Genomic DNA, 20,786 nt, shown 5'->3' on the forward strand with positions numbered 1-20,786 from the left:
TAACCATGCAAAACGTCACACAGAACAGCGCAAATATCATCGGCATCCGCCCCGCAGCGCGGGTAGTGGCGGGACATCCCTCCGCGGATGGCGCCGGCGTAAAAATTCATCGCGTCGCGGGCTTCCAGTCTGCGGACTTCAGTCCCTTCCTGATGATCGACGAAATCCGCTCAGAAAACCCCGACGACTACATCGCCGGTTTTCCACCGCACCCGCACCGCGGTATCGAGACCCTCACCTATATGTTGAGTGGTGAGTTCGAGCACAAGGACCACCTGGGCAATCGCGGCGCAATCTCCCAGGGGGGCGCCCAGTGGATGCGTGCCGGGCGCGGCATTATCCATTCGGAGATGCCCTCGCAAGGCGACAGCGGCATGCACGGCTTTCAGTTGTGGATCAATATGGCGGCCAGGGACAAGATGGCCGACCCGGACTGGCGCGATGTGCAACCGGAGCAGGTGCGCGAGGTCACCCTCGATGCGCAGGGCTCGATGATCCGCCTGATCGCGGGCCAGTGGCAGGTCGCCGGTGAACCGGAATGCGCGCCCCTGCTCGACACCTCGGCCAGCGCAGCGGTCGCCGACCTGCGCCTGGCGGCCGGTGCCGAGGTCAGCCTGCCGCTGCCGGCAGCACACACGGTGCTGGTGTATATCTACCGCGGTTCACTGGATACCGGACGCGGCGTGGTGGACCGTGGCAACCTGGTGCTGTTCGGCGCAGGTGAAGCCCTGCAGCTGCGCGCCGCTGAGGAAGCGGGTGTGTTGATCCTGCACGGCAATCCGCTGAATGAGCCCATCGCCCATTACGGACCCTTTGTGATGAACACACGCGAGCAAATCGAGCAGGCTGTGCGCGACTACAATAACGGCACCCTGACCGATTAAATTCAGCCGGGATATTGCGCTCGCATTACTGCGCTTTGCAGGGCACGATCCACGCGCCCTGCAAACCTGACGCAATCCGGTATGGAGATTCCGCGCTCACATGGATGTCTATTACACCTTTTGTTTTATTGCCGCGGCCTCCGTTTTCCTCGGATTTCTCAACCAGTATGTACTCCGCACCCAGACCACCATTGCGATTACCGCCGGCTCCCTCGCGCTGTCGCTGATCGTTACCGGTCTCGGCAAACTGGAAATCGTCGAGCTGCGCGACTGGGCGGCGCAATTACTGCCGCTGATGAACCTGGAAGACCTGTTGCTGAAGGGCATGCTCGGCTTTCTGCTGTTTGCCGGCTCCCTGCATATCGACCTGTATATGCTGCGCAACCAGAAAATCGAGATTACCGCACTGGCAATTTTCGGCACCCTGATCTCGACTTTTGTGGTGGGTTACCTGCTGTATTTCCTGTTCGGGCTGCTCGGCATGCCGGTGCCACTGGTGTACTGCCTGTTGTTTGGCGCGCTGATTTCCCCCACCGACCCCATCGCAGTGCTGGCGATCATCAAGAACCTGAGGGCGCCGTCACAGGTTTCGATCCAGGTAGAGGGGGAATCTCTGTTTAACGACGGCTTCGGCATGGTGGTGTTCGCGGTGCTGTATGCGCTGGCGTTCCAGGGCACCGAGCCAACGTTCCCAGCAATCAGCCACCTGTTTATGGTGGAGGCCTTCGGCGGTATCGCCCTCGGGCTCGCCATCGGTGGGCTGTTTCACTGGTTGATCTGCTCCACCAATGATCACAGCCTGGAATTACTGCTCACCCTGGTAATCCCGACCGCGGGCTTTGCCACGGCCAATATCCTCGGCGTGTCCGGTGCGCTGGCCATGGTGGTATCGGGGATCATTATCGGCAACTTCACTCGCGAACACGGTTTCTCGCGGGTGAGCCAACACGAACTGGACAACTTCTGGAGCATCACCGAAGAGTTCTTAAATGGCATCCTGTTCCTGCTGGTGGGGCTGTTCCTGATCACGATCAATTTTGAGCCCATCGACTACGTGATGATCGTCGCCGCGATCATGATTGTGTTGATTGGCCGGATAGCGGCGGTGAGCATTCCCTTCCAGTTCCTGAAACGCCACCGCAGGTACCACCCCTATACCGAACGTATTCTGATCTGGGGTGGGCTGCGCGGTGGTCTGGCGCTGGCACTGGCGATGTCGATTCCGTCTGGCGTTCAGATCGGAAGCGAGGATGGGGGGAACAGCCAGGACTTGCGCCACCTGTGGGTGGTTATGACCTACGGCGTGGTACTCTTTTCTATTGTGGTTCAGGGCTCCACCATTGCCCCACTGATACGCCGCAGTCGCGAAGCGAATTTTTCCAGCAACGCGCCACCCCCGAAAGCGGGGCAACAGGCGCAATAAGCGCAACGGACAATAGACAACCAGCTCCAAGACCACTGGATGCCGGGGGGCATCCATAACCCGCACACACAATTCAAAACAGCGTTATGGCACAAGATAATTTTTTACTTCAGGCCGTCATTTTTCTCGGCGCCGCAGTGATCTCGGTACCGTTGGCCAAACGGCTTGGCTTCGGCTCGGTACTGGGCTATCTGGTTGCTGGCGTACTGATCGGCCCCCACGCCTTCGGTCTGGTGGGCGATACCAGCGATGAACTGCACTTCGCCGAATTCGGCGTCGCCCTGATGTTGTTCCTGATTGGCCTGGAGCTGCAACCCAGGAAACTGTGGGCACTGCGCGGGGCGATTTTTGGTACCGGCGGCGCCCAGGTGCTGCTGACTGCGTTGGCGGTATCCGGGCTGGCCATCGCCCTGTTTGGCTTTGACTGGCGCAGTGCCACCGCGGTCGGTCTGATACTGGCGCTATCTTCCACCGCTATAGTGCTGCAATCCCTGTCGGAAAAAAATTTGCTGAAGACCGAGGGCGGACGCAACGCATTCAGCGTGCTGCTATTTCAGGACATCGCGGTAATTCCCATTCTCGCCCTGTTGCCCCTGCTAGCGACGGTAGAAGTTGCCCCCGATCCCAACGACCTGCAGGGCTGGAGCTACGCGTTCGCGGTGCTGGGTGCGGTGATCGGGCTGATTCTGGCGGGGCGCTACCTGCTGACACCGCTGCTGCGCATTGTCGTGGGCACCCGCACCCGCGAGCTGTTCACCGCCTGCGCGCTGTTGATCGTACTGAGTGCCGCCGCGCTGATGAGCTGGCTGGAACTGTCACCGGCGCTAGGTACCTTTATTGCCGGCGTGGTGCTGGCGGAGAGCGAATTCCGCCACGAGCTGGAGGCGGATATCGAGCCGTTTAAAGGCTTGCTACTAGGGCTCTTCTTCCTGGCGGTGGGCGCCACCCTGGATCTGGCACTGGTGATGCAGCAGCCGTTGCTGTTGTTCGGCTTGTTGCTACTGATGGTGTTGGTGAAGTTCATCATTCTGTTCGCATTGGCGCGCTTCCGCGGCATGGCGAAAGGGGAGGACTGGCTGTTTGCACTGTCACTGGCACAGGCGGGTGAGTTTGGTTTTGTACTGCTGGCCTACGCCAGCCAGAACCACGTGTTGCCGTCGGATGTCAGCAGTATTCTGATCGCGCTGATTGCACTGTCGATGGCGTTCACCCCACTGTTGCTGCTGGCCTACGAGCAATTGATCCAGCCAAAATTCTTCTCCGGCCCGCAGCTACCGGATGTTGCCGACAGTGGCCCGCACGACGACGGCTCGCCAGTAATCATCATCGGTTACGGCCGCTATGGACAGATTACCGGGCGCATGATCAATGCCTGTGGTTTCGAGACAACCCTGCTGGAACACAATGCGGAGCAGTTGGAGATGGTGCGCCGTTATGGCATCAGGGCCTACTATGGTGATGCGTCCCGCGGCGACTTGCTGCATGCCGCCGGCGCCGACAACGCCAAGCTCATCATCCTCACCCTGAGCGATCAGGCGGCATCGCTGGATATCATTGCACGCATTCAGAAGCACTTCCCGCACCTCACCATCCTTGCCCGTGCACGCAACCGCATGCACCAATATGCGTTGATGGAAGCGGGGGTGAAGTATATCTACCGCGAGACCGTCGACAGCGCCATCGAAATCGGCGCGGGCGCGCTGCAGTTGCTGGGACTGTCCAAGCACCAGGCCCTGCGCGCGGCGCGCAAATTCAAACAGCACGACCAGCGCATGCTGGAGTCGCTGTTCCCGTATTGGCGCGATGAATCCCAGCATATTGCCCAGACCAAGATCTATCGCGAACAACTGTTGCAGGCACTGCAGGAAGACCGGCGGGATCCCGACCTGCACCTGGATCACCACTGGGACGACGGCGATAGCAATCAAACGCAGCGCAAGCAGAAGAAAGGAAAAAAGGCGGTGCAGCCGGGGCTTTAATACAGGAACTTATACCGGTGCAATTGATCTGAGCGGGATCATTTTCTAAAAAATTCAATAACGAGACTGCGCCGTGAAAAATATTTTTGCCCGCCTGCTGCTGTGTGGCGGGCTTGCCACGCTGACAAGCTTCACTTCTGCCCAAACGGAAAGCCCCCAAGGTCCCGAGTCCAAACCGTATGCGATCAAACCATACACAATCAAGGGCTCGCAGGTGGTGGATATCCACTCGCAAGCCAACGGCAAAGACTACGAGCTGTTCATCAAGCTGCCGCGTTCTTTCCACAACACCGAGCAGCAATACCCACTGGTGCTGGTCAACGACGCGGACTATGCATTTCCGTTGATCAGCAGTATCACCCGGCAGCTCGGCGACCACGGCAAAAAAATTGAAGACGTGGTGCTGGTAGGCGTGTCCTACTCCAAGGGCGATAACGGCGGGCTCAGCCGCACCCGCGATTACACACCGACCCCATCACCCTATGAAAAAGGTGGCCACTCTGAGGCCGCGCGCCGGGCCTCCGGTCAATCGGCAAAATACATCCGCTTTCTCGCCGACGAGGTGCTCCCCTATCTCAGCAAACACTACCGTATCCATCCGCACAAAAAGATTTTTGTGGGGCACTCCTTCGGTGGCCTGCTCGGTGCATCGATTCTGTTCGATCAGCCCGAAGCGTTCGACTACTACATCCTCGGCAGCCCATCCCTGTGGTACGACAACAAGGTGATCTTTGAGATGGAATCCCGCTATGCCAAGCGGCACAAGGCACTGGATGCGCGGGTGATGATGGTGATCGGCGAATACGAAAACGGTAAACCGCACAGCCATTTCACCATGGTCGACGACATGCTCGCGTTTGAACAGCAATTGGTATCGCGGGAATACGCCGGTCTTGAGGTCACAACCAAGGTGATACCAGAGGAATACCACGTGAGTGTGTTTCCGACACTGATTACCGATGGGTTGCTGTGGGCAATTCCAAGATCGAAACCACTATAGACACAGCATTTTCCGGGGCAGTTACTTCTTTTTCGGTGATGCAGTGCTGCCCGCCAGGATACCGCCGTCGACCACCAGCTCGGTGCCGGTGACATATTTGGACTCATCCGATGCGAGATACAGCGCGGCATAGGCCACATCCATCGGCTCGCCCATGGTGCGCAGGGGAATATCGGCTGCGATTTTCGCAATCGCCTCCGCACGCTCAGCACCCTGGCCCAGTATCGAATCCCACAGCGGGGTGAGGATGGCGCCGGGGTGAATCGAGTTACAGCGAATGCGGTACCCCTGTTGCGCACAATACAGGGCGACCGATTTGGTGTGGTTGCGAATCGCGGCCTTGCTCGATGCATAGGCCGCAGCACCGGGAATCCCCACATTCCCCGAGCGCGAGGACAAGTTAACGATGCTGCCATGCGCGGCCTGTTTCATCAGCTTGATCGCTGCCCGGCAACCCATCGCCACACCCTCCACATTGACCTGGTGGATTTTCTGCCAGCTTGGCAGATTGAAGTTCTCCGGATCAAAGGGACCCTCGGTTTCCATAAAACCGGTTATACCCGCATTGTTGACCAGAATATCCAGCCGGCCGAACTGTTGCTCAATGGCGCTGGAAATTGAATCCCATTGGGACTCGTCAGCCACATCCAGATGGATATAGTGGGCGGCGCCGCCAATTTCAGAGCACACCGCCTGGCCCCGGACATCGTCGATATCGCTGAGAATGACCGTCGCCCCCTCCTGTGCAAACAGCTCGGCAACGGCGCGCCCGATACCTTTGGCGGCGCCGGTAACCAGCGCGACTTTATTTTCCAGTCGATGCATTTCGTGCGACCCCAATAATCAGTTATTCGGTTCCGGCGTTTGCCGGGGAGGTACGGCAAACTGCGCGCGCAAATAATTCATCAGCCTCTTGAGTTGCTCCTCGTCCATTTTGTTGGCGAACCCAGGCATCATTTTTTCTTCACCATCAATGGTGCGGCTAATACCTTCCAGTATTGCCTGACGCAAGTTGTGATCGTCTTTCGCGCCAACGGTTGAGTTCCGAATCAGCGATGGATAATAACCATCCTTGCTGCCGGTTCCGTCCACCCCGTGGCAGGTCGCGCAAAATCCCAGGTACAGTCGCGCACCATCGGCCTTTTTTCTCGGATCAATATCCCGCGACAAGGGGTTACCGCGCAGGATGACTACGTCAGTGGCGGGGTTGCCGAGGCTCTGCCGTGGCATTCTGACTCTGCCTTTTACGGGGGGGATGTCCCGCAGGTAAGTCACGATGGCCGCTATGTCACTGTCGTGCATGTTGGCAAGACTATTTTCGATAGCCTCCGCCATGGAGCCGCCGGCCTGGGCCAGGCGGTTTACATGACCGGTCTTTAGATACTGTGTGAGCTGCTCTTCTGTCCACTTGCCAATACCGCCGATTGGATCCGGCGTAATGTTGTACGCCTCCCAACCATCCAGCACCGGGCCACCGGCGAGGAATCCTTTCTTGGTTTCGTCAAACGCTTTTGCCTGGAAGGCCAGCCCGCGGGGCGTATGACACTCGCCGCAGTGGGCTGGCCCCTGTACGAGGTAAGCACCGCGGTTCCAAGCATCACTTTTCTGCGGGTTCGGCTCAAAGGGTTTGTTGGGTGTAAACAACAAATTCCAAAAATAGAGTGGCCAGCGCGCGCTGAGCAATTGCGGGATTTTGTTTGGCGGAGGTCTTTCATGTACCGGCGCGACGCCGAACAGAAAATAGGCATACAGCGCCTTGATATCCTCATCGATAATCTTCGCGTAGGAAACATATGGCATCGCTGGATACAGGTTGCGCCCATCCTTACCAATGCCTTCACGCAGCGCCCGGTCAAACTCCTGAAGGGTCCAGCCGCCGATACCGGTGGCAATATCCGGCGTGATGTTGCTTGAATACAGTGTCCCCAAGAGCGGCACATGCAGTGCACGCCCACCGGCATACACAGACCCACCCTCTGCGGTGTGGCAGGCTTTGCAATCAGCGGCAACCGAAAGGTAACGCCCCTTCTCAATCAGATCGGCGCGGTTCAGCTCTTTATTCACGGAGGCGGCCGCAGCTTCATCCCAGATTTCTTGCGCAACCGCATGCCAGCCCGCCAACAGACTCCCTGCGAGGGCGATGGTGATTACATAAAGCCAGAGAAGACGCCGGTGCATTGCTGCTCAACCCTCCCTGAGCAGGGTGTCTGCCAGACGCAGGGCAAGCGCGGCAATCGTCAGCGTAACGTTGACGGTACCCACGGAAGGCATCACCGAACTGCCCGCAACAAACAGGTTGGGATGGTCGAAGGTTCGGCAGTCCTTGTCGACAACCGAGTCCGTCGCGCGGCTACCCATAATCGTGGTGCCTGTGATGTGGTTGTTGGGGGCAAAATCGTCGGCAAAGGTGACTTCGCTACCACCCATCAGCTTGGCGATTTCTGTGTAGAGTTCACGGGTATGTGCAGCGCTTTTCACCACATAGTTATCGATCGCGTAGGTAATTTCCGGACGCGGAATGCCGCTGGCGTCTTTTTCAGTGCTGCTGGGCTGAATGCGATTTTGTGGCTGGGGCATGATCTCGTGGAAACTATTGAACTCCACATAGGTGGCGGCACGCTCGCGCAGTTGCTCGGTGACACCAAGTACATCCATCGTCCCAGAATTTCGCAGTACCGCCTCGGTCGCTTTGTGTATCGCAGAGCCGTTCGACAGATGCAGTTTCTTGCCGGCGTACTCGCTGCGAAATGCTCCGTCGCGAAAACCGATGGCCGAGGTCATTTCCTGGGGCCCACGCCCGGGCCACAACCGTTCATCGGCGTAGAAGTGGACGCCGGTGCCCGGATGATCCATCAGGTTGCGCCCCACCATGTCCGAGCGATTGCCGACCCCATTCGGATGGTTGCGCGCCGCGGAAAGCAGCATAAGTTTGGGCGTTTCGATGCCATTCGCCGCAAGCACAAATTTTTTGCCGGTGACACGATGACGTTTGCCGCGCGGGTCCTTGTATTCCGCAGCGACAATTCGGTCGCCCTCGGTCACCAGCCTGTTGACCACAGCGCTGTCAATCAACTCTGCGCCATTGGCCTCGGCTTTTTCCACATGCACGATGCCGTTATACATGGCGCCAATTGGGCAAATCGGCATGCAGTTATTATTGCCACAGCAGGTTGGTCGGCCATCGTAAGGGCGGCTGTTGCGCGCCACCGGTTCCGTCACCACCCTCCAGGCGGGATTGTGCCGGTTCATGCGCGTTTTGAGCCGCGCGTCATTGTAAGAGAGGGGCAGCGGCTGCATGGGGTAGGCCGCGCTGCGCGGCGAACCCAGTTCTTCATCTTTCGGGCCCCACACACCCAGTTCCTGCTCGGCGCGGTAATACCACGGCTCCAGGTCACCGTATTCAATCGGCCAGTCCCGGCCAACCCCATACAGGCTTTTCAACTTGAAATCATTCGGCAAAAAGCGCCAACAGGAAGCCGCCCAGTGCCAGGTGGTGCCACCCACCGCACGAATATACTGTTGCTTGAATTTGTGGCTGCCCTTGAAGATCAGATAGTTGTTGGCGAATTCACCGTACTGCGGATGGGGCGCCCAGCGGGGTGACCGATAAGCGGCCATAAAGTCGGACTTATCCAGCTGGTTGCGAAACCGTTCCACCGTGCGCCAGCGCGCAACGCGCGGCCCCGCCTCGAGAATAACTACGGATTTCCCGGCTCTGGCCAGCTCGTTGGCCACCAGCGCACCGGCCACCCCCGACCCGATTACCACATACTCCGCATCCCTGCTCGCCAAACCTAGACCCTCTTGAATTTCAGCTGTGGGGCCCTGGCCCAATCGCCGGGCTTGCCCGTGCAGTAGCTGGGTACGGGGAGAGCATCGGAGGTGAGCCGATACATCAGCGCACGCTCATAGGTGACCAGCGTTTGACCAACGGTACCGAGAAACCAAGCCGCGATAATCAGTTTCGCTACCGGTGAATGGCGTTCAGCTTCACCGGGTTCGTCAGGTATAAGATCGAGCTGCTGTGCGAAGCTTGGGTACTGATCATTCAGCGCTACCAATAAACGCGCCGCCACTCTTCTATCTAATGGGGTATCGATGGGCAGGGGATAAAACAGCTTCTGTGACACGGAAAAGAATTTTTCCAGGCGGTGCAAGGCGCTCTCCGCACTATCCGGCAAGCGATGCGACTGAGAGAAAACCGGTGCCACACTGCCGCCCACAAGGCTGGCACCCAAGACCAGTTGATGCCCGATAAATCTGCGCCTGGCAAGGGAATTCGGTGCTGCGCTCGTCGCTGCCCGCGCTTGCTCATCTTTGCACTTACCAGAGCCCACACCACCCTCTCAGAGTAACTCATCATCCGTTAGTGGCAGTATAGATAAGGCTGGGAGAGCGCCGCCGGAAAGAGCGGTTACCCAGCGTAAATGGCAAAACTAGATCAACGGAACTGTGCGTCGATTATGCCCCGGGACCCACTCCGTCATGGAATAATGAACCTTAAGGTGCCTGCTCGACAAAGATCAGTGAGCGTGTATCAAAGCCGAGGGATTCAGCGCGGTTTATAAAACGCTGCTTAACCGCCTCATCCACAGTCGGCGTGCGAGACAGCAACCAGAGATAGGAACGGCTCGGTCCCGCAACCATTGCGTAGCGATAGTCCTGATCCAGGTCGAAAATGATATAGGACCCGTAGAAGGGGCCGAAGAAGGAGACCTTCAGGTGGCCGACATTGGGCGCGCCGACAAAGTATGCCTTGCCCTCTACCTGCTGCCATTTGCTTTTCTCGGCATCGAACCCCCGATTGACCACTCTGACACCGCCGTTTTCACGCATACTGTACTCGGCAGTCACTCGAGTTAAGCCCCGTTCAAAAGAGTGATCCAGGCGCGCAATTTCATACCATCGCCCGAGGTAAGGATCGAGGGTAAAATTCTCCACCGGTGTAACCCCCTCGGGGATACCGGTGCAGCTTGTGAGAAAAACACTGGCCGCAATGACGAGGCGAGTTAAAAAATTCTTCATAGGGTTTTAAGCACCAATTTTAACTGCCAAGCCACCACCTGAGCACAAGGGAGACACTACCGAGCGCAGCCACACTAGTCGCCCAAATCAGCACCATCCAACCCAACCGCTTCCGCGCGGCTGCTTCAATTTTCATCAATGGTAACCCTCCGTACCTACCTTGCCGCGAAACACCCAGTAAGCCCAGCCGGTATAGGCGAGGATGACCGGGATAATAAACACCGCACCCACCAGCAGAAACAACTGGCTATCTCGTGGCGCAGCCGCCTCCCAAAGCGAAATCGACGGCGGAACCATATTGGGGTAGATACTGATACAGAGCCCGATAAAACCTAAAAGGAACAGAGCCAATGCCATGACAAACGGCAACAGCTCGCGCCCTCTATTCAAACTCCAGAAAAGCACTGCGGTGCAAATAGCCACGAGCAGCGGCACCTGCGCAGTGAGTAATACCTGAGGCATTTCAAACCAGCGTCGCCAGTAGTCGTTGTGCAGAAATGGCGTTGCCACACTCACTGCAATGATCGCAACAACAGTGGCACTCGCCAGCCAGTAGGCAAGGCGATGGGCATGACGCTGGCATCCCCCTTCGGTTTTGCGGATCAACCAGGTCGCACCGAGTAATGCATAACCCACAACGACTGCGATACCAGTAAGCATACTGAACGGGCTCAGCCAGTCCAGCCAACCACCTGAATAAGCGTTATTTTCGACCTCGATACCCTGCAGTATTGCCCCGATGGTAATCCCCTGCGCTAATGCGGCTACGGTCGAACCAACGTTAATCACCAGATCCCATAGCGGCTGATGCCTCGGGTCCCGCCAGCGGAATTCAAACGCAGCCCCACGGAATACCAGCCCCAGTAGCATCGCAATCATCAGCGGATATGTGGCAGGCAAAATAATCGCATAGGCGAGGGGGAATACCGCAAGTAAACCACCGCCTCCCATTACCAACCAGGTCTCATTACCGTCCCAGAAAGGTGCAATCGAGTTAATAGCCTGATCCCGCTCTTGCCCCGGTTCAAGCACCGGGGACAGAATACCGACACCAAGATCGAAGCCATCCAATGCCACGTAGGCGAAAATGGCGAAGCAAATTAGCGCCGCCCAAATCAGTGGCAGATCAAGATGTTCCATCGGCACCTCCCGAGTGATGTGAGGCGGGTGCCTCCAGGCTGGAAGCGGGCGTAATGCCGGCAGCATAGGTCGGCACATTGGGCGGCTCCGTCTCGCCGCGATGTGGAGGGCTCGCCATTAATCGCAGCAGGTAATAAATCCCCATACCAAAAATCGCCGAATAGACCACGATGAAAGCAATCAGGGAAACCGCCACAGCGGGTGCATCGAGGGGCGAAGCGGACTCGGCGGTTTTCATCAGGCCATAAACTGTATATGGCTGACGCCCGACCTCCGTAGTAATCCAACCTGCGATTACCGCAACAAAGCCTGCGGGTCCCATGAAAACCGCAGTGCGATGCAATGCGCGCGACGCGAACAGACGTTTGCGATAGCGCGCTACCAGTGCCCAGATGCCGAGCGCCAACATCGCAAAACCTATCGCTACCATGATACGAAAAGACCAGAATATGGCGGCCACTGGCGGCCATTCTTCGCGCGGGAAGTCCTTCAACCCCGGTAAGGGCGCATTGGGGTCATGCTTCAGAATGAGTGAACCGAGTTTGGGGATTGCCAACGCGTAGCGTACGGTTGCAGCGTCTACATCCGGCACACCAAACAAAACAAGTGGCGCGCCATTGGGACTGGGATCAAAATCACCCTCCATAGCCAGAACCTTTACTGGCTGGTGCTCCAGTGTATTCAATCCGTGAAAGTCACCGACCACGATTTGGATTGGGGTAACAATTACCGCCATCCACATTGCCATTGAGAACATCTTTCGCGCCCCGATATTGGCGCGGTCCTTGAGTAGATGCCAAGCGCCGACACCACCAACCGCAAACGCCGTGGTGAGGTAGGCGGCGATCACCGTGTGTGTCAATCGATACGGGAAGCTCGGATTGAAAATCACATCCCACCAGGAGCTTTCGACAATAAACTGCCCAGCCTCATTCAGGGCGAAGCCCGCTGGTGTCTGCATCCAGGAGTTGACCGACAGGATCCAGAATGCCGAAATGAAAGTTCCCAGTGCTACCATGCACGTAGCAAAGAAGTGCAGTCGTTTCCCGACTTTGGTAATCCCAAACAGCATTACCCCGAGAAATCCTGCCTCGAGGAAAAATGCGGTAATCACCTCGTAACCCATTAAGGGACCAATGATCGGGCCGGCCTTGTGAGAGAATTCAGACCAATTGGTGCCAAACTGATAAGACAGCACAATGCCGGAAACAACACCCATTCCAAAACCAACCGCAAAGATCTTCAGCCAATATCGGTATAAATTGGCATAGACCCCTCGCCCAGTCTTCAACCACAACCCCTCCAGCACCATAAGGTAGCTCGCCAGGCCAATGGAAAATGCGGGGAATATGAAATGGAATGATACGGTGAACGCAAACTGCACTCGCGCCAGAAAGACGGCGTCTAAATGCTCAAACACGGCTGCTCCTTTAAGCAAGGTCTCTATTTCGCTCATTCAAAAGTAGCCGCTACAAGAGGAGTGTCTAGCCAACCAGCCATTCGTGTCATTGCAGAGAAATTGAAAATCAGAATAGACAGGCGGTATTGGCCTGGTGATGTCCAGGTATATTGTGACAACCGATTAGACAGTGCTCCGGATTTGGCGATTTTCGAAGGTCAATTGCCCCGCTGTGGATAGATTAAGTACCACCCTATACTCCTCCACTGTTCCGGCTAACCCCGGTTCGGCTACTTATTTGGCTTTCACGCGGAGGTTTTTATGACGCGCTTTAGCTTTTCACCCGCCAAGCTTATCCTCGCACCCTTTGTACTCGTTGCACTTCTAAGTGCGTCGTCCTATGCAGATGAAGGTAAAACGATCGCGGAGAACGCTGCAAATGCAGAAGCGCTTTCCACCTTAGTTGCCGCAGTTCAAGCCGCTGAATTGGTCGACACACTAAAAGGCGACGGCCCGTTTACGGTATTTGCCCCTACCAACGATGCCTTCGCCGCGCTACCCGCGGGTACCGTGGAAATGTTGCTGAAACCGGAAAACAAGGACAAACTGAAAAAAATCCTCACGTACCATGTCGTCCCCAGCAAAGCCACTGCAGAAATGGTAGTGGGACTCATCAAGCAAGGTGGTGGCCATGCGAAAGTGAAGACGGTGGAAGGTGATGAACTTACCCTGAAAATGATGGGCGACAAAGTCACCGTAACCGATGCAAAAGGCAATACCGTAAACGTTGTTCAGGCAGACATCATGAATTCAAATGGTGTGGTGCATGTGATCGATGGTGTATTGATGCCGAGCAAGTAATCGCTTCGACAAGCAATAACGGTAAACACGAAATCGGCAGCGCAGATAGCGTTGCCGATTTCTTTTATGCTAGATCAAGGTTCAGTCCGGCAAGGTCGACAGAATAGACGCAGTCTCAACAACCTGCGCATACTCCCCGTCCAGATTACTCAAGAAAATCCAGTGCACATCTTCCGCAGAAAATTGCTTGCCATTCAGGGTCTGCAGGGGAAACGCTGCGGTTGCATCCTGCGGTAAATAAACGCGGTAGCCAAGGCCTGCAGCAACACGCACGGTCGCATCCACGGAATTGTTGGTCAGCACACCACAGATAACCAACTCGGTAACCTGTTCACGCTTGAGGTAGGCATCGAGTTCTGAATCGATAAACGCGCAGTTTTCGGATTTGGTCACCACCTTCTCACCCGTCACCGGAGTCACTTCCGACTTAAAGGCAAAGAATGGTGAATCCGCATGGTAAGGGGAATCACTGCTTCTGGAGGCATGGCGCACGTGGACCACGGGTTTGCTCCACTGGCGCCATTGATGTAAAAGTTGCGCGATGCACTGTTCCGCATCCCGGTTGTTTCGTGTACCCACATCGAAGTGATCAATGGCCTGCTGTACGTCAATTATCAGTAAAGCAGGATTGATTGATGCAAAGGACGGTATGTACATAAGAGTGACCTGAAGCAGATATGATTAACGGGATGATAACCCTACCTGTGGATCGCAATGAGGATGGAAAGAAAATATCCGGATAAAGAAAAGCCCGCACAATATTGCGCGGGCTTCTCCCATTTTGGGAACATTTGCACACATACGAAAGGCAATAGCTATTCCACAGTCACCGATTTCGCCAGGTTGCGCGGTTGGTCCACATCGGTGCCTTTCAGCAGCGCCACGTGATAACTCAACAGCTGCAGCGGCACCGTATACAGAATGGGCTGCAGACTTTCCGGTGCATCCGGCACCTCTACCACGGTGAGCCCTTCCTCGCTGTGGAACCCGGCCTCGGGGCTGGCAAAAACGAATAGCTCGCCGCCGCGCGCGCGCACTTCCTGCAGATTGGATTTCAGCTTTTCCAGTAGCTCGTCGTTAGGGGCAACGACGATAACCGGCATATCCGCGTCGACCAGAGCGAGCGGGCCGTGTTTGAGTTCACCGGCGGGGTAAGCCTCGGCGTGGATATAGGAAATTTCCTTGAGCTTGAGTGCGCCCTCCAGGGCGATCGGGTATTCCACACCGCGCCCCAGAAACAACGCGTGATTTTTCTCCGCAAAGGCTTCACTGGTTGCCTTTACCAGCGCGTCCAGCCCGGTAAATTTTTCCATCAGTCTCGGCAACTGGTGCAAAGCACTGATCAGCTGCGCTTCGCGGTCGCCATCCATGCCATTGGCTTTGGCCAATGCGATGCAGAAAATTTGCAGCGCGACCAACTGCGTGGTGAAGGCCTTGGTGGAGGCGACACCGATTTCCGGGCCCGCTTCAGTCATCAGGTGCAACTCGGACTCACGCACCAGTGAGCTGTTCGGCACGTTGCAGATAGTCATGGAGGCGAGATAGCCCAGCTCTTTGGCCTGGCGCAGGGCGGCCAGGGTATCGGCAGTCTCACCCGACTGGGAGATGGTGACAAATAAAGTGCCGGGGCGCACCGCAGTCTTGCGGTAGCGGATTTCGCTGGCCACTTCTACGGAGCAGGGCACACCGGCCCAGTCCTCAATCCAGTAACGCGCAACCAGTCCCGCGTGATAGCTGGTACCGCAGGCAACAATCTGCACCTGTTTTACTTTCGGCAGAATTTCGTTGGCGGCAGTACCCAGTGCCTGAGACAGTACCGAATGCTCGCCGATGCGCCCGGCCATGGTCGCTTCCACCACCTTGGGCTGCTCGAAGATTTCCTTCTGCATATAGTGGCGATAGCGGCCCTTGTCCGCAGCGTCGTGACCGCCTTGCAACTTGTTCACCGGGCGGCTGACTTCTTCACCAGCTTTATCCCAGATCGCAATGGCGTCACGGGTAACCTCGGCCAGGTCGCCCTCTTCGAGGAAAATAAAGCGGTCGGTCACCTGTTGCAGGGCCATGGGGTCGGAGGCAATAAAGTTTTCCTCGATACCGACGCCAATCACCAGTGGGCTACCCAGTCGCGCACAAACCAGGTGCTCGGGCTCCTTGGCCGAGACAACCCCAAGGGCGTAGGCGCCGTGCAGTCTTTTGGTGGCATCAGAAACCGCTTCAAGCAGGTTGCGGCCCTCGCTAGCGAGAGAGTGAATCAGGTGTACCACGACCTCGGTGTCCGTTTCCGACTGGAACTCGTAGCCTTTGGCGAGAAGTTCTTCGCGCAGTTCCTGGTAGTTTTCGATGATGCCGTTGTGCACCAGGGCGAAGTCACCGGATACGTGCGGGTGCGAGTTTTTGTCGGAGGGTACGCCGTGGGTGGCCCAGCGGGTGTGCGCAATACCGAGCTGACCGGAAGTGGGGTTCTCATCCAGCGTAGATTCCAGGTCGGCAACCTTGCCCTGGGTTTTGCGCAGCTGTAATTTGCCGTCGCCGTTCACCAGACACACGCCGGCGGAGTCATAGCCACGGTATTCCAACCGGCGCAGGCCCTCGAGAAGGATACCGGTTACGTTGCGTTGCCCCAGGGCACCTACGATTCCACACATCTTGTTAACCTCTATTATTTATTGCTGTGCGAGCGCTACTTGGCGTCCGCGCAAATCACCCGCAGCCCTCGGCTTTCCAGCTGCGCACAGACCTTGTCTGCAATGCCACTGTCGGTGACCAGGGTGCCGAACATTTCCCAACTCAACTCCAGGTTGGGAATACGGCGCCCGACCTTGCTGGACTCCGCCATCACAATCACCTCGCGCGCGACATCCGCCATCACCCGCGACAGGCCTATCTGTTCGTTGAATGTGCAGGTGCCCCGCTCGAGATCAATGCCATCGGCGCCGATAAAGGCCTGGTCAAAGTCGTAACCGCGCAATACCTGCTCGGCCACCTGCCCCTGGAACGCCTCGAAGTGCGGATCCCAAGTGCCGCCGGTCATCAGCAGGGTGGGCTCGTTTTCCAGCTCACGCAGCTGATTGGCCACGTGCAGGGAGTTGGTCATCACCACCAAACCGCGCTTGTGGTTGAGCTCCGGAATCAAGCCGGTGGTGGTGCGGCCGTAGTCGATCACAATGCGATTGTGATCGCGGATCAATTCTGCGGCGGCGCGGCCGATGGCCCGTTTGGTGTGCGACAGCGTGCCTTCCGTCATCAGTTCACGCGGCAGGGGAATGGCACCACCGTGGCGACGCAACAACAGGCCGCTGTCCTCCATGGCTGCCAAATCCTTTCGGATCGTAACTTCCGATGTTTCGAACTGACGCGCTAAATCTTCGACACTGGCTTCGCCAGCCTCGTTGATCAGGCTCAGAATCTGGTGGCGCCTCTGCTGGGTATTACGTTTCGACATGTTCTCACATCTTTCGTTTCGAAAGAAAAGGATAGCAAAACGAAAGTTAAAATCACAAGGTGATTCTCCCGCCTATTCGCCGGACTCCAGCTGCTCCCGCATTACCTGCAGAAAGCGCGCGAGTTCACCGCCGGTCACCGCACGGTGGTCGGCGGTAATGGACAGCGGCAGCAGCTTGCGCACCCGCGCCTTACCTTTGTGGGGCAACACCGCCTTGTGCGCGCGGCCCGCTCCGACAATGCAGACCAGCGGCGGCACCACCACCGGAGTGGCAAAACGGCCGGCGAGGCTGCCGAAGTTCGATAGATGGATAGTGGCGCCCTGCAGATCTTTCTGTGGAATCCCGCCATCTTCCGCTTGCTGTTTGAAGCGGCTGATCGCTTCCTGCAGATCCTGATGCGAGAGTGCCGCGACATCCTTGAGCACCGGCACATACAGGCCTTTGGATGCATCCACCGCGAGCCCCACGTTGACCGGGGTCTGCGGTTGCAAGGCGTCGTTTACGAAGTGGGCATTGAGGTTCGGCTCTGCCGAAGCCGCTTCGGCCATGGCCCGCAGCAGGCGCATGGTCGCATTGGAGCCTTTGGGCCAGCGCGAGATGTCCACCTCATCGCACAGGGTCATGGGGCAGACCTGGTCGCGGCTCTGTGCCATTACCATGGCCATGGCGCGGCGCGCAGGTTCTGCGACGGCGGCCGCGACTTTTGTCGCAACGGCAGCGGCATCGGATTGCGGCAGTGCGTGTTCCCGTGTCGGCGCCACTGCCCCAGCGGCGGCAGCGCGCACTTCGATTTCAGTGAAACGGGAACCGGCGGGATGAAGCCTGGAAAGATCCACACCCAGTTGCCGCGCCAGCGCGCGCACCGCCGGCGTGGCACTGCGTGGGCGGTTAGAGGGACGCCGATGTTCGCGCGCCAGGGCCTGCCCCCCGGCTTCGATTTTGCCGACAACCGTGCCAGTATCGGGCGTTTTCTCCACCGTTTGCGCTATTTTGTCCTGTTTAAAGCCGATCAGCGGTTGGCCTGTGTTCAGGGTTTGGCCCTCGGCGACAAAGCACTTTTCCACCACGCCGGCGTATGGCGATGGCACCTCCACCAGGGCCTTGGCGGTCTCCACTGTGACCAAAGGCTGATCTGCACCAACCCTGTCGCCCTCCCTAACCAGCCACTCGCGGATAGTGGCATCTGGCAGGCCCTCGCCCAGATCGGGCAGCATGAAGATCTTCATGGCTGCGTCGCTCCGCCATTCAACGCGCTCTCACTTCTGGAGGAACTCGGGCCGGAGCGCGAATACTCCAGTGCATTGTGGGCCCCGGCGAGTATGCGCTCGACGCCGGGCAAATACGCGCCTTCCAGCTGGTAGTAGGGCATTACCGTGTCGTAGCCGGTAACGCGCTGCACCGGGGCATCCAGCACATCGAAGGCGTACTCCTGGATCTGCGCGGCAATCTCGGCACCAAGACCACCAAAACGCGCGGCTTCGTGTACCACCACGCAGCGCCGGGTTTTCTCCAGGGAATCGATAATCGTGTGGATATCCAGCGGCTTGAGCGTAGCGGGGTCGATCACTTCCGCCTCAATGCCACCGGCAGACAGTTGCTCCGCCGCCTCGAGGGTTTCCTTAACGCTGGCACCCCAGGCAACCAGCGTCAGGTCATGACCTTCCCGCAGTACAAACGCACGATCCAGCGGCAGAGCTTCGCCGTCGTCCGGTACCGGTTGTTTGGCGGCGCGGTAAATGCGCTTCGGTTCCAGGAACAAAACGGGGTCTGGGTCGCGAATGGACGCCAGCAGCAGACCGTAGGCACGCGCCGGCGAGGAGGGCACCACCACGCGCAGACCGGGAATATGCGCAAAGATTGCCTCGGTGCTTTCACTGTGGTGTTCCGGTGCGTGAATGCCACCGCCATACGGTGCGCGGTATACGATGGGACAACTGAGCCGACCGCGAGTGCGGTTGCGCATACGCGCGGCGTGACTGAGGATGTGGTCGAGGCCTGGGTAGATAAACCCCATAAACTGGAATTCGGCCACCGGGCGCAGCCCCTGCGTGGCCATGCCCACGGCGACGCCGGCGATCATGGTTTCGGCGAGTGGTGTATCCAGTACGCGCGCCGCGCCGAAACGCTCCTGCAATCCGTCGGTTGCGCGGAATACGCCGCCGTTCGCACCGATATCCTGCCCAAACACCACAACTTCCGGATTGATTGCCAGTTCGAATGCCAGCGCCTGGGTGACTGCTTCCACCAGGGTGATCGTTTTTTCCTGCTCTCCCATTTAAGCGTCGGCCCCCTGTTGCTGTTCATCGCGCAACTGGTCGTACTGCTCGTAGAGGCCCTCCGGTAACTGCGCATACAGGTGATCAAACATGGCGGTAACCGGCTCGGGTACCCGCGCGTGCCAGTTGCCGAGTGCCGCCTCCATGGTTGCGGCCAACTCACGATCGAGGTCCTGCTGTTTGGCATCACTCCACAAACCCTGTTCACGTAGGTGGCGATCCAGACGCTGGATCGGCTCCCACTGCCAGGCTTGCTCCAGCGCCTCGGCACTGCGATAGCGGCTGGCGTCATCCGCGGTGGTGTGATCGCACAGGCGATAGGAAATCGCCTCGATCAGCGCGGGGCCCTCACCACTGCGCGCCCGTTGCAGCGCGTCCCGCACCGCCCAGGCCACCGCGACAATATCGTTGCCATCGACCTGCAGCGCGGGAATCCCCGCAGCAACGGCTTTTTGCGCGATTGTCTGCGTGGCCGTCTGGCCGTGGCGCGGCACCGAGATGGCCCACTGATTGTTGTTCACCACAAACACCACCGGCAGCTTCCATACCCCGGCGAGATTCATTGCTTCGTAAAAGTCGCCTTTAGAAGTCGCACCCTCGCCACTGCTGGCGACGGCTGCCTGCAACGGCGCGCCTTCCTGTTGATGCCGCTGCTTCAGGGCAAAGGCGACACCCACTGCGTGCAGCATTTGGGTAGCAATGGGAATACAGATGGGCAGGTCGTTGGGGGAATGCTGGAAGTTCTGCCCGCGTTCATCCCCCCCCCAGATGGCGAGAATTTCTTCGATAGTGACGCCGCGCTCCAGTAGCGCGCCGGTTTCGCGGTAGTAGGGACAATAGACATCATCGGCATCCAGGGCATTGCCGGTAGCGATGCCGATGGCTTCCTGACCAAGGGTGGAAGGGTAGGTGCCGAGGCGGCCGGTGCGCTGCAGTTTTACCGCACGATCATCCACCAGCCGGGCCAGCTGCATTTGCCGATAACAGTGGGTGAGCCAGTCCGGTGTGGCAAATTCAGGTAGCGGCTGTGTTGCCTTGCCTTGGTTATCCAGATACTGGAGATGGGCAATATCGAAGGAAGCTTGCAGTTGCAGGCGGGGTTTGTGCATCGGCGCGGTCCCTGGGTTCCGATGCTTGTAGTGTAGTTGGAGGTTACGGGGTTCGATTTTTCACAGCCCCAGTGATCCGCCTTCAATTCGACTTGTGCACTTCACAACCGAACCAGCTAACGAAGCGAAAAGCTCTCACGCTAAGACCAAGTATCCGGTAGTCATTTTTGAAAGCGTCGGCGACAGGGACGTCGCCGTCGCAGCGCCCAGGGATGGGTTCATAGCGGTTTCAAAAATGACTACCGGA

The 20,786-nt window shown here is 57.7% G+C and carries 19 protein-coding genes; 5 read left to right on the plus strand and 14 right to left on the minus strand.

The genetic code is table 11. The annotated features are described in order from the left end of the window. The first annotated feature begins 5 nt into the window (after positions 1 to 5). The 4 genes from LCM31_RS05410 (at position 6) to LCM31_RS05425 (ending at position 5,286) form a co-directional block, all read left to right on the plus strand. Entirely contained in the window at positions 6 to 884 is an 879-nt protein-coding gene (locus LCM31_RS05410) for a pirin family protein (RefSeq protein ID WP_224868177.1), read from the plus strand. 100 nt (positions 885 to 984) lie between these two features. Next, positions 985 to 2,307, plus strand: a complete 1,323-nt coding sequence (locus LCM31_RS05415; protein WP_224868179.1) for a cation:proton antiporter — start codon at positions 985 to 987, stop codon at positions 2,305 to 2,307. Positions 2,308 to 2,393: 86 nt separating this feature from the next. Next, entirely contained in the window at positions 2,394 to 4,286 is a 1,893-nt protein-coding gene (locus LCM31_RS05420) for a monovalent cation:proton antiporter-2 (CPA2) family protein (protein WP_224868181.1), read from the plus strand. 73 nt (positions 4,287 to 4,359) lie between these two features. Then, a complete protein-coding gene (locus LCM31_RS05425) occupies positions 4,360 to 5,286 on the plus strand; it encodes an alpha/beta hydrolase (protein ID WP_224868183.1) in 927 nt (308 codons plus the stop codon). A gap of 21 nt (positions 5,287 to 5,307) precedes the next feature. On the opposite strand, the gene LCM31_RS05430 is transcribed toward LCM31_RS05425, so the two are convergent. The 8 genes from LCM31_RS05430 to LCM31_RS05465 form a co-directional block, all read right to left on the minus strand. Further along, positions 5,308 to 6,111, minus strand: a complete 804-nt coding sequence (locus tag LCM31_RS05430; RefSeq protein ID WP_224868185.1) for a glucose 1-dehydrogenase — start codon at positions 6,109 to 6,111, stop codon at positions 5,308 to 5,310. Positions 6,112 to 6,129: 18 nt separating this feature from the next. Next, positions 6,130 to 7,464, minus strand: a complete 1,335-nt coding sequence (locus tag LCM31_RS05435; RefSeq protein ID WP_224868186.1) for a c-type cytochrome — start codon at positions 7,462 to 7,464, stop codon at positions 6,130 to 6,132. A 6-nt stretch (positions 7,465 to 7,470) separates the two neighbouring features. Next, positions 7,471 to 9,078, minus strand: coding sequence for a GMC family oxidoreductase (locus LCM31_RS05440; RefSeq protein WP_224868189.1), 1,608 nt, complete (start codon positions 9,076 to 9,078; stop codon positions 7,471 to 7,473). Positions 9,079 to 9,080: 2 nt separating this feature from the next. Continuing rightward, the gene (locus LCM31_RS05445; RefSeq protein ID WP_224868191.1) at positions 9,081 to 9,623 is read right to left on the minus strand and encodes a sorbitol dehydrogenase family protein; all 543 of its coding nucleotides are present in this window, start codon (positions 9,621 to 9,623) and stop codon (positions 9,081 to 9,083) included. A 163-nt stretch (positions 9,624 to 9,786) separates the two neighbouring features. Then, complete coding sequence (locus tag LCM31_RS05450; RefSeq protein WP_224868193.1) at positions 9,787 to 10,311, minus strand: lipocalin family protein; 525 nt, start codon at positions 10,309 to 10,311, stop codon at positions 9,787 to 9,789. A gap of 19 nt (positions 10,312 to 10,330) precedes the next feature. After that, complete coding sequence (locus LCM31_RS16390; RefSeq protein ID WP_224868195.1) at positions 10,331 to 10,447, minus strand: DUF2474 family protein; 117 nt, start codon at positions 10,445 to 10,447, stop codon at positions 10,331 to 10,333. Then, positions 10,447 to 11,451, minus strand: a complete 1,005-nt coding sequence (gene cydB / locus LCM31_RS05460; protein ID WP_224868197.1) for a cytochrome d ubiquinol oxidase subunit II — start codon at positions 11,449 to 11,451, stop codon at positions 10,447 to 10,449. Before cydB ends, LCM31_RS16390 begins: the two co-directional genes overlap by 1 nt. After that, the gene (locus tag LCM31_RS05465) at positions 11,438 to 12,907 is read right to left on the minus strand and encodes a cytochrome ubiquinol oxidase subunit I (RefSeq protein WP_224868199.1); all 1,470 of its coding nucleotides are present in this window, start codon (positions 12,905 to 12,907) and stop codon (positions 11,438 to 11,440) included. Before LCM31_RS05465 ends, cydB begins: the two co-directional genes overlap by 14 nt. A gap of 264 nt (positions 12,908 to 13,171) precedes the next feature. On the opposite strand from LCM31_RS05465, the gene LCM31_RS05470 reads away from it, so the two are divergent. Next, the gene (locus LCM31_RS05470; RefSeq protein WP_224868201.1) at positions 13,172 to 13,711 is read left to right on the plus strand and encodes a fasciclin domain-containing protein; all 540 of its coding nucleotides are present in this window, start codon (positions 13,172 to 13,174) and stop codon (positions 13,709 to 13,711) included. Positions 13,712 to 13,792: 81 nt separating this feature from the next. Here LCM31_RS05470 and LCM31_RS05475 read toward each other — a convergent pair whose 3' ends face one another. The 6 genes from LCM31_RS05475 to pdhA all read right to left on the minus strand — a co-directional run bounded on the left by LCM31_RS05475 (position 13,793) and on the right by pdhA (position 20,539). Continuing rightward, positions 13,793 to 14,368, minus strand: coding sequence for a cysteine hydrolase family protein (locus tag LCM31_RS05475; RefSeq protein ID WP_224868203.1), 576 nt, complete (start codon positions 14,366 to 14,368; stop codon positions 13,793 to 13,795). A 158-nt stretch (positions 14,369 to 14,526) separates the two neighbouring features. Next, a complete protein-coding gene (gene glmS / locus LCM31_RS05480; RefSeq protein WP_224868205.1) occupies positions 14,527 to 16,356 on the minus strand; it encodes a glutamine--fructose-6-phosphate transaminase (isomerizing) in 1,830 nt (609 codons plus the stop codon). Between the two features lie 35 nt (positions 16,357 to 16,391). Next, positions 16,392 to 17,153, minus strand: coding sequence for a DeoR/GlpR family DNA-binding transcription regulator (locus LCM31_RS05485; RefSeq protein WP_224868207.1), 762 nt, complete (start codon positions 17,151 to 17,153; stop codon positions 16,392 to 16,394). Between the two features lie 72 nt (positions 17,154 to 17,225). Beyond that, a complete protein-coding gene (locus LCM31_RS05490; protein WP_224868209.1) occupies positions 17,226 to 18,380 on the minus strand; it encodes a dihydrolipoamide acetyltransferase family protein in 1,155 nt (384 codons plus the stop codon). Beyond that, a complete protein-coding gene (locus LCM31_RS05495; RefSeq protein ID WP_224868211.1) occupies positions 18,377 to 19,429 on the minus strand; it encodes an alpha-ketoacid dehydrogenase subunit beta in 1,053 nt (350 codons plus the stop codon). Before LCM31_RS05495 ends, LCM31_RS05490 begins: the two co-directional genes overlap by 4 nt. Beyond that, positions 19,430 to 20,539, minus strand: coding sequence for a pyruvate dehydrogenase (acetyl-transferring) E1 component subunit alpha (pdhA, locus tag LCM31_RS05500; RefSeq protein WP_224868213.1), 1,110 nt, complete (start codon positions 20,537 to 20,539; stop codon positions 19,430 to 19,432). Positions 20,540 to 20,786: the final 247 nt, after the last annotated feature.

This window comes from Microbulbifer agarilyticus (assembly GCF_020171345.1).
Lineage (GTDB): Bacteria > Pseudomonadota > Gammaproteobacteria > Pseudomonadales > Cellvibrionaceae > Microbulbifer > Microbulbifer agarilyticus_D.

What these genes read in the sequence shown, in the direction of transcription:
- LCM31_RS05410 (WP_224868177.1), top strand. Translation starts at nt 6, where the DNA reads ATGCAAAACGTCACACAGAACAGCGCAAATATCATCGGCATCCGCCCC.
- LCM31_RS05415 (WP_224868179.1), top strand. Translation starts at nt 985, where the DNA reads ATGGATGTCTATTACACCTTTTGTTTTATTGCCGCGGCCTCCGTTTTC.
- LCM31_RS05420 (WP_224868181.1), top strand. Translation starts at nt 2,394, where the DNA reads ATGGCACAAGATAATTTTTTACTTCAGGCCGTCATTTTTCTCGGCGCC.
- LCM31_RS05430 (WP_224868185.1), bottom strand. Translation starts at nt 6,111, where the DNA reads ATGCATCGACTGGAAAATAAAGTCGCGCTGGTTACCGGCGCCGCCAAA.
- LCM31_RS05435 (WP_224868186.1), bottom strand. Translation starts at nt 7,464, where the DNA reads ATGCACCGGCGTCTTCTCTGGCTTTATGTAATCACCATCGCCCTCGCA.
- LCM31_RS05450 (WP_224868193.1), bottom strand. Translation starts at nt 10,311, where the DNA reads ATGAAGAATTTTTTAACTCGCCTCGTCATTGCGGCCAGTGTTTTTCTC.
- LCM31_RS16390 (WP_224868195.1), bottom strand. Translation starts at nt 10,447, where the DNA reads ATGAAAATTGAAGCAGCCGCGCGGAAGCGGTTGGGTTGGATGGTGCTG.
- cydB (WP_224868197.1), bottom strand. Translation starts at nt 11,451, where the DNA reads ATGGAACATCTTGATCTGCCACTGATTTGGGCGGCGCTAATTTGCTTC.
- LCM31_RS05465 (WP_224868199.1), bottom strand. Translation starts at nt 12,907, where the DNA reads ATGAGCGAAATAGAGACCTTGCTTAAAGGAGCAGCCGTGTTTGAGCAT.
- LCM31_RS05470 (WP_224868201.1), top strand. Translation starts at nt 13,172, where the DNA reads ATGACGCGCTTTAGCTTTTCACCCGCCAAGCTTATCCTCGCACCCTTT.
- LCM31_RS05475 (WP_224868203.1), bottom strand. Translation starts at nt 14,368, where the DNA reads ATGTACATACCGTCCTTTGCATCAATCAATCCTGCTTTACTGATAATT.
- glmS (WP_224868205.1), bottom strand. Translation starts at nt 16,356, where the DNA reads ATGTGTGGAATCGTAGGTGCCCTGGGGCAACGCAACGTAACCGGTATC.
- LCM31_RS05485 (WP_224868207.1), bottom strand. Translation starts at nt 17,153, where the DNA reads ATGTCGAAACGTAATACCCAGCAGAGGCGCCACCAGATTCTGAGCCTG.
- LCM31_RS05490 (WP_224868209.1), bottom strand. Translation starts at nt 18,380, where the DNA reads ATGAAGATCTTCATGCTGCCCGATCTGGGCGAGGGCCTGCCAGATGCC.
- LCM31_RS05495 (WP_224868211.1), bottom strand. Translation starts at nt 19,429, where the DNA reads ATGGGAGAGCAGGAAAAAACGATCACCCTGGTGGAAGCAGTCACCCAG.
- pdhA (WP_224868213.1), bottom strand. Translation starts at nt 20,539, where the DNA reads ATGCACAAACCCCGCCTGCAACTGCAAGCTTCCTTCGATATTGCCCAT.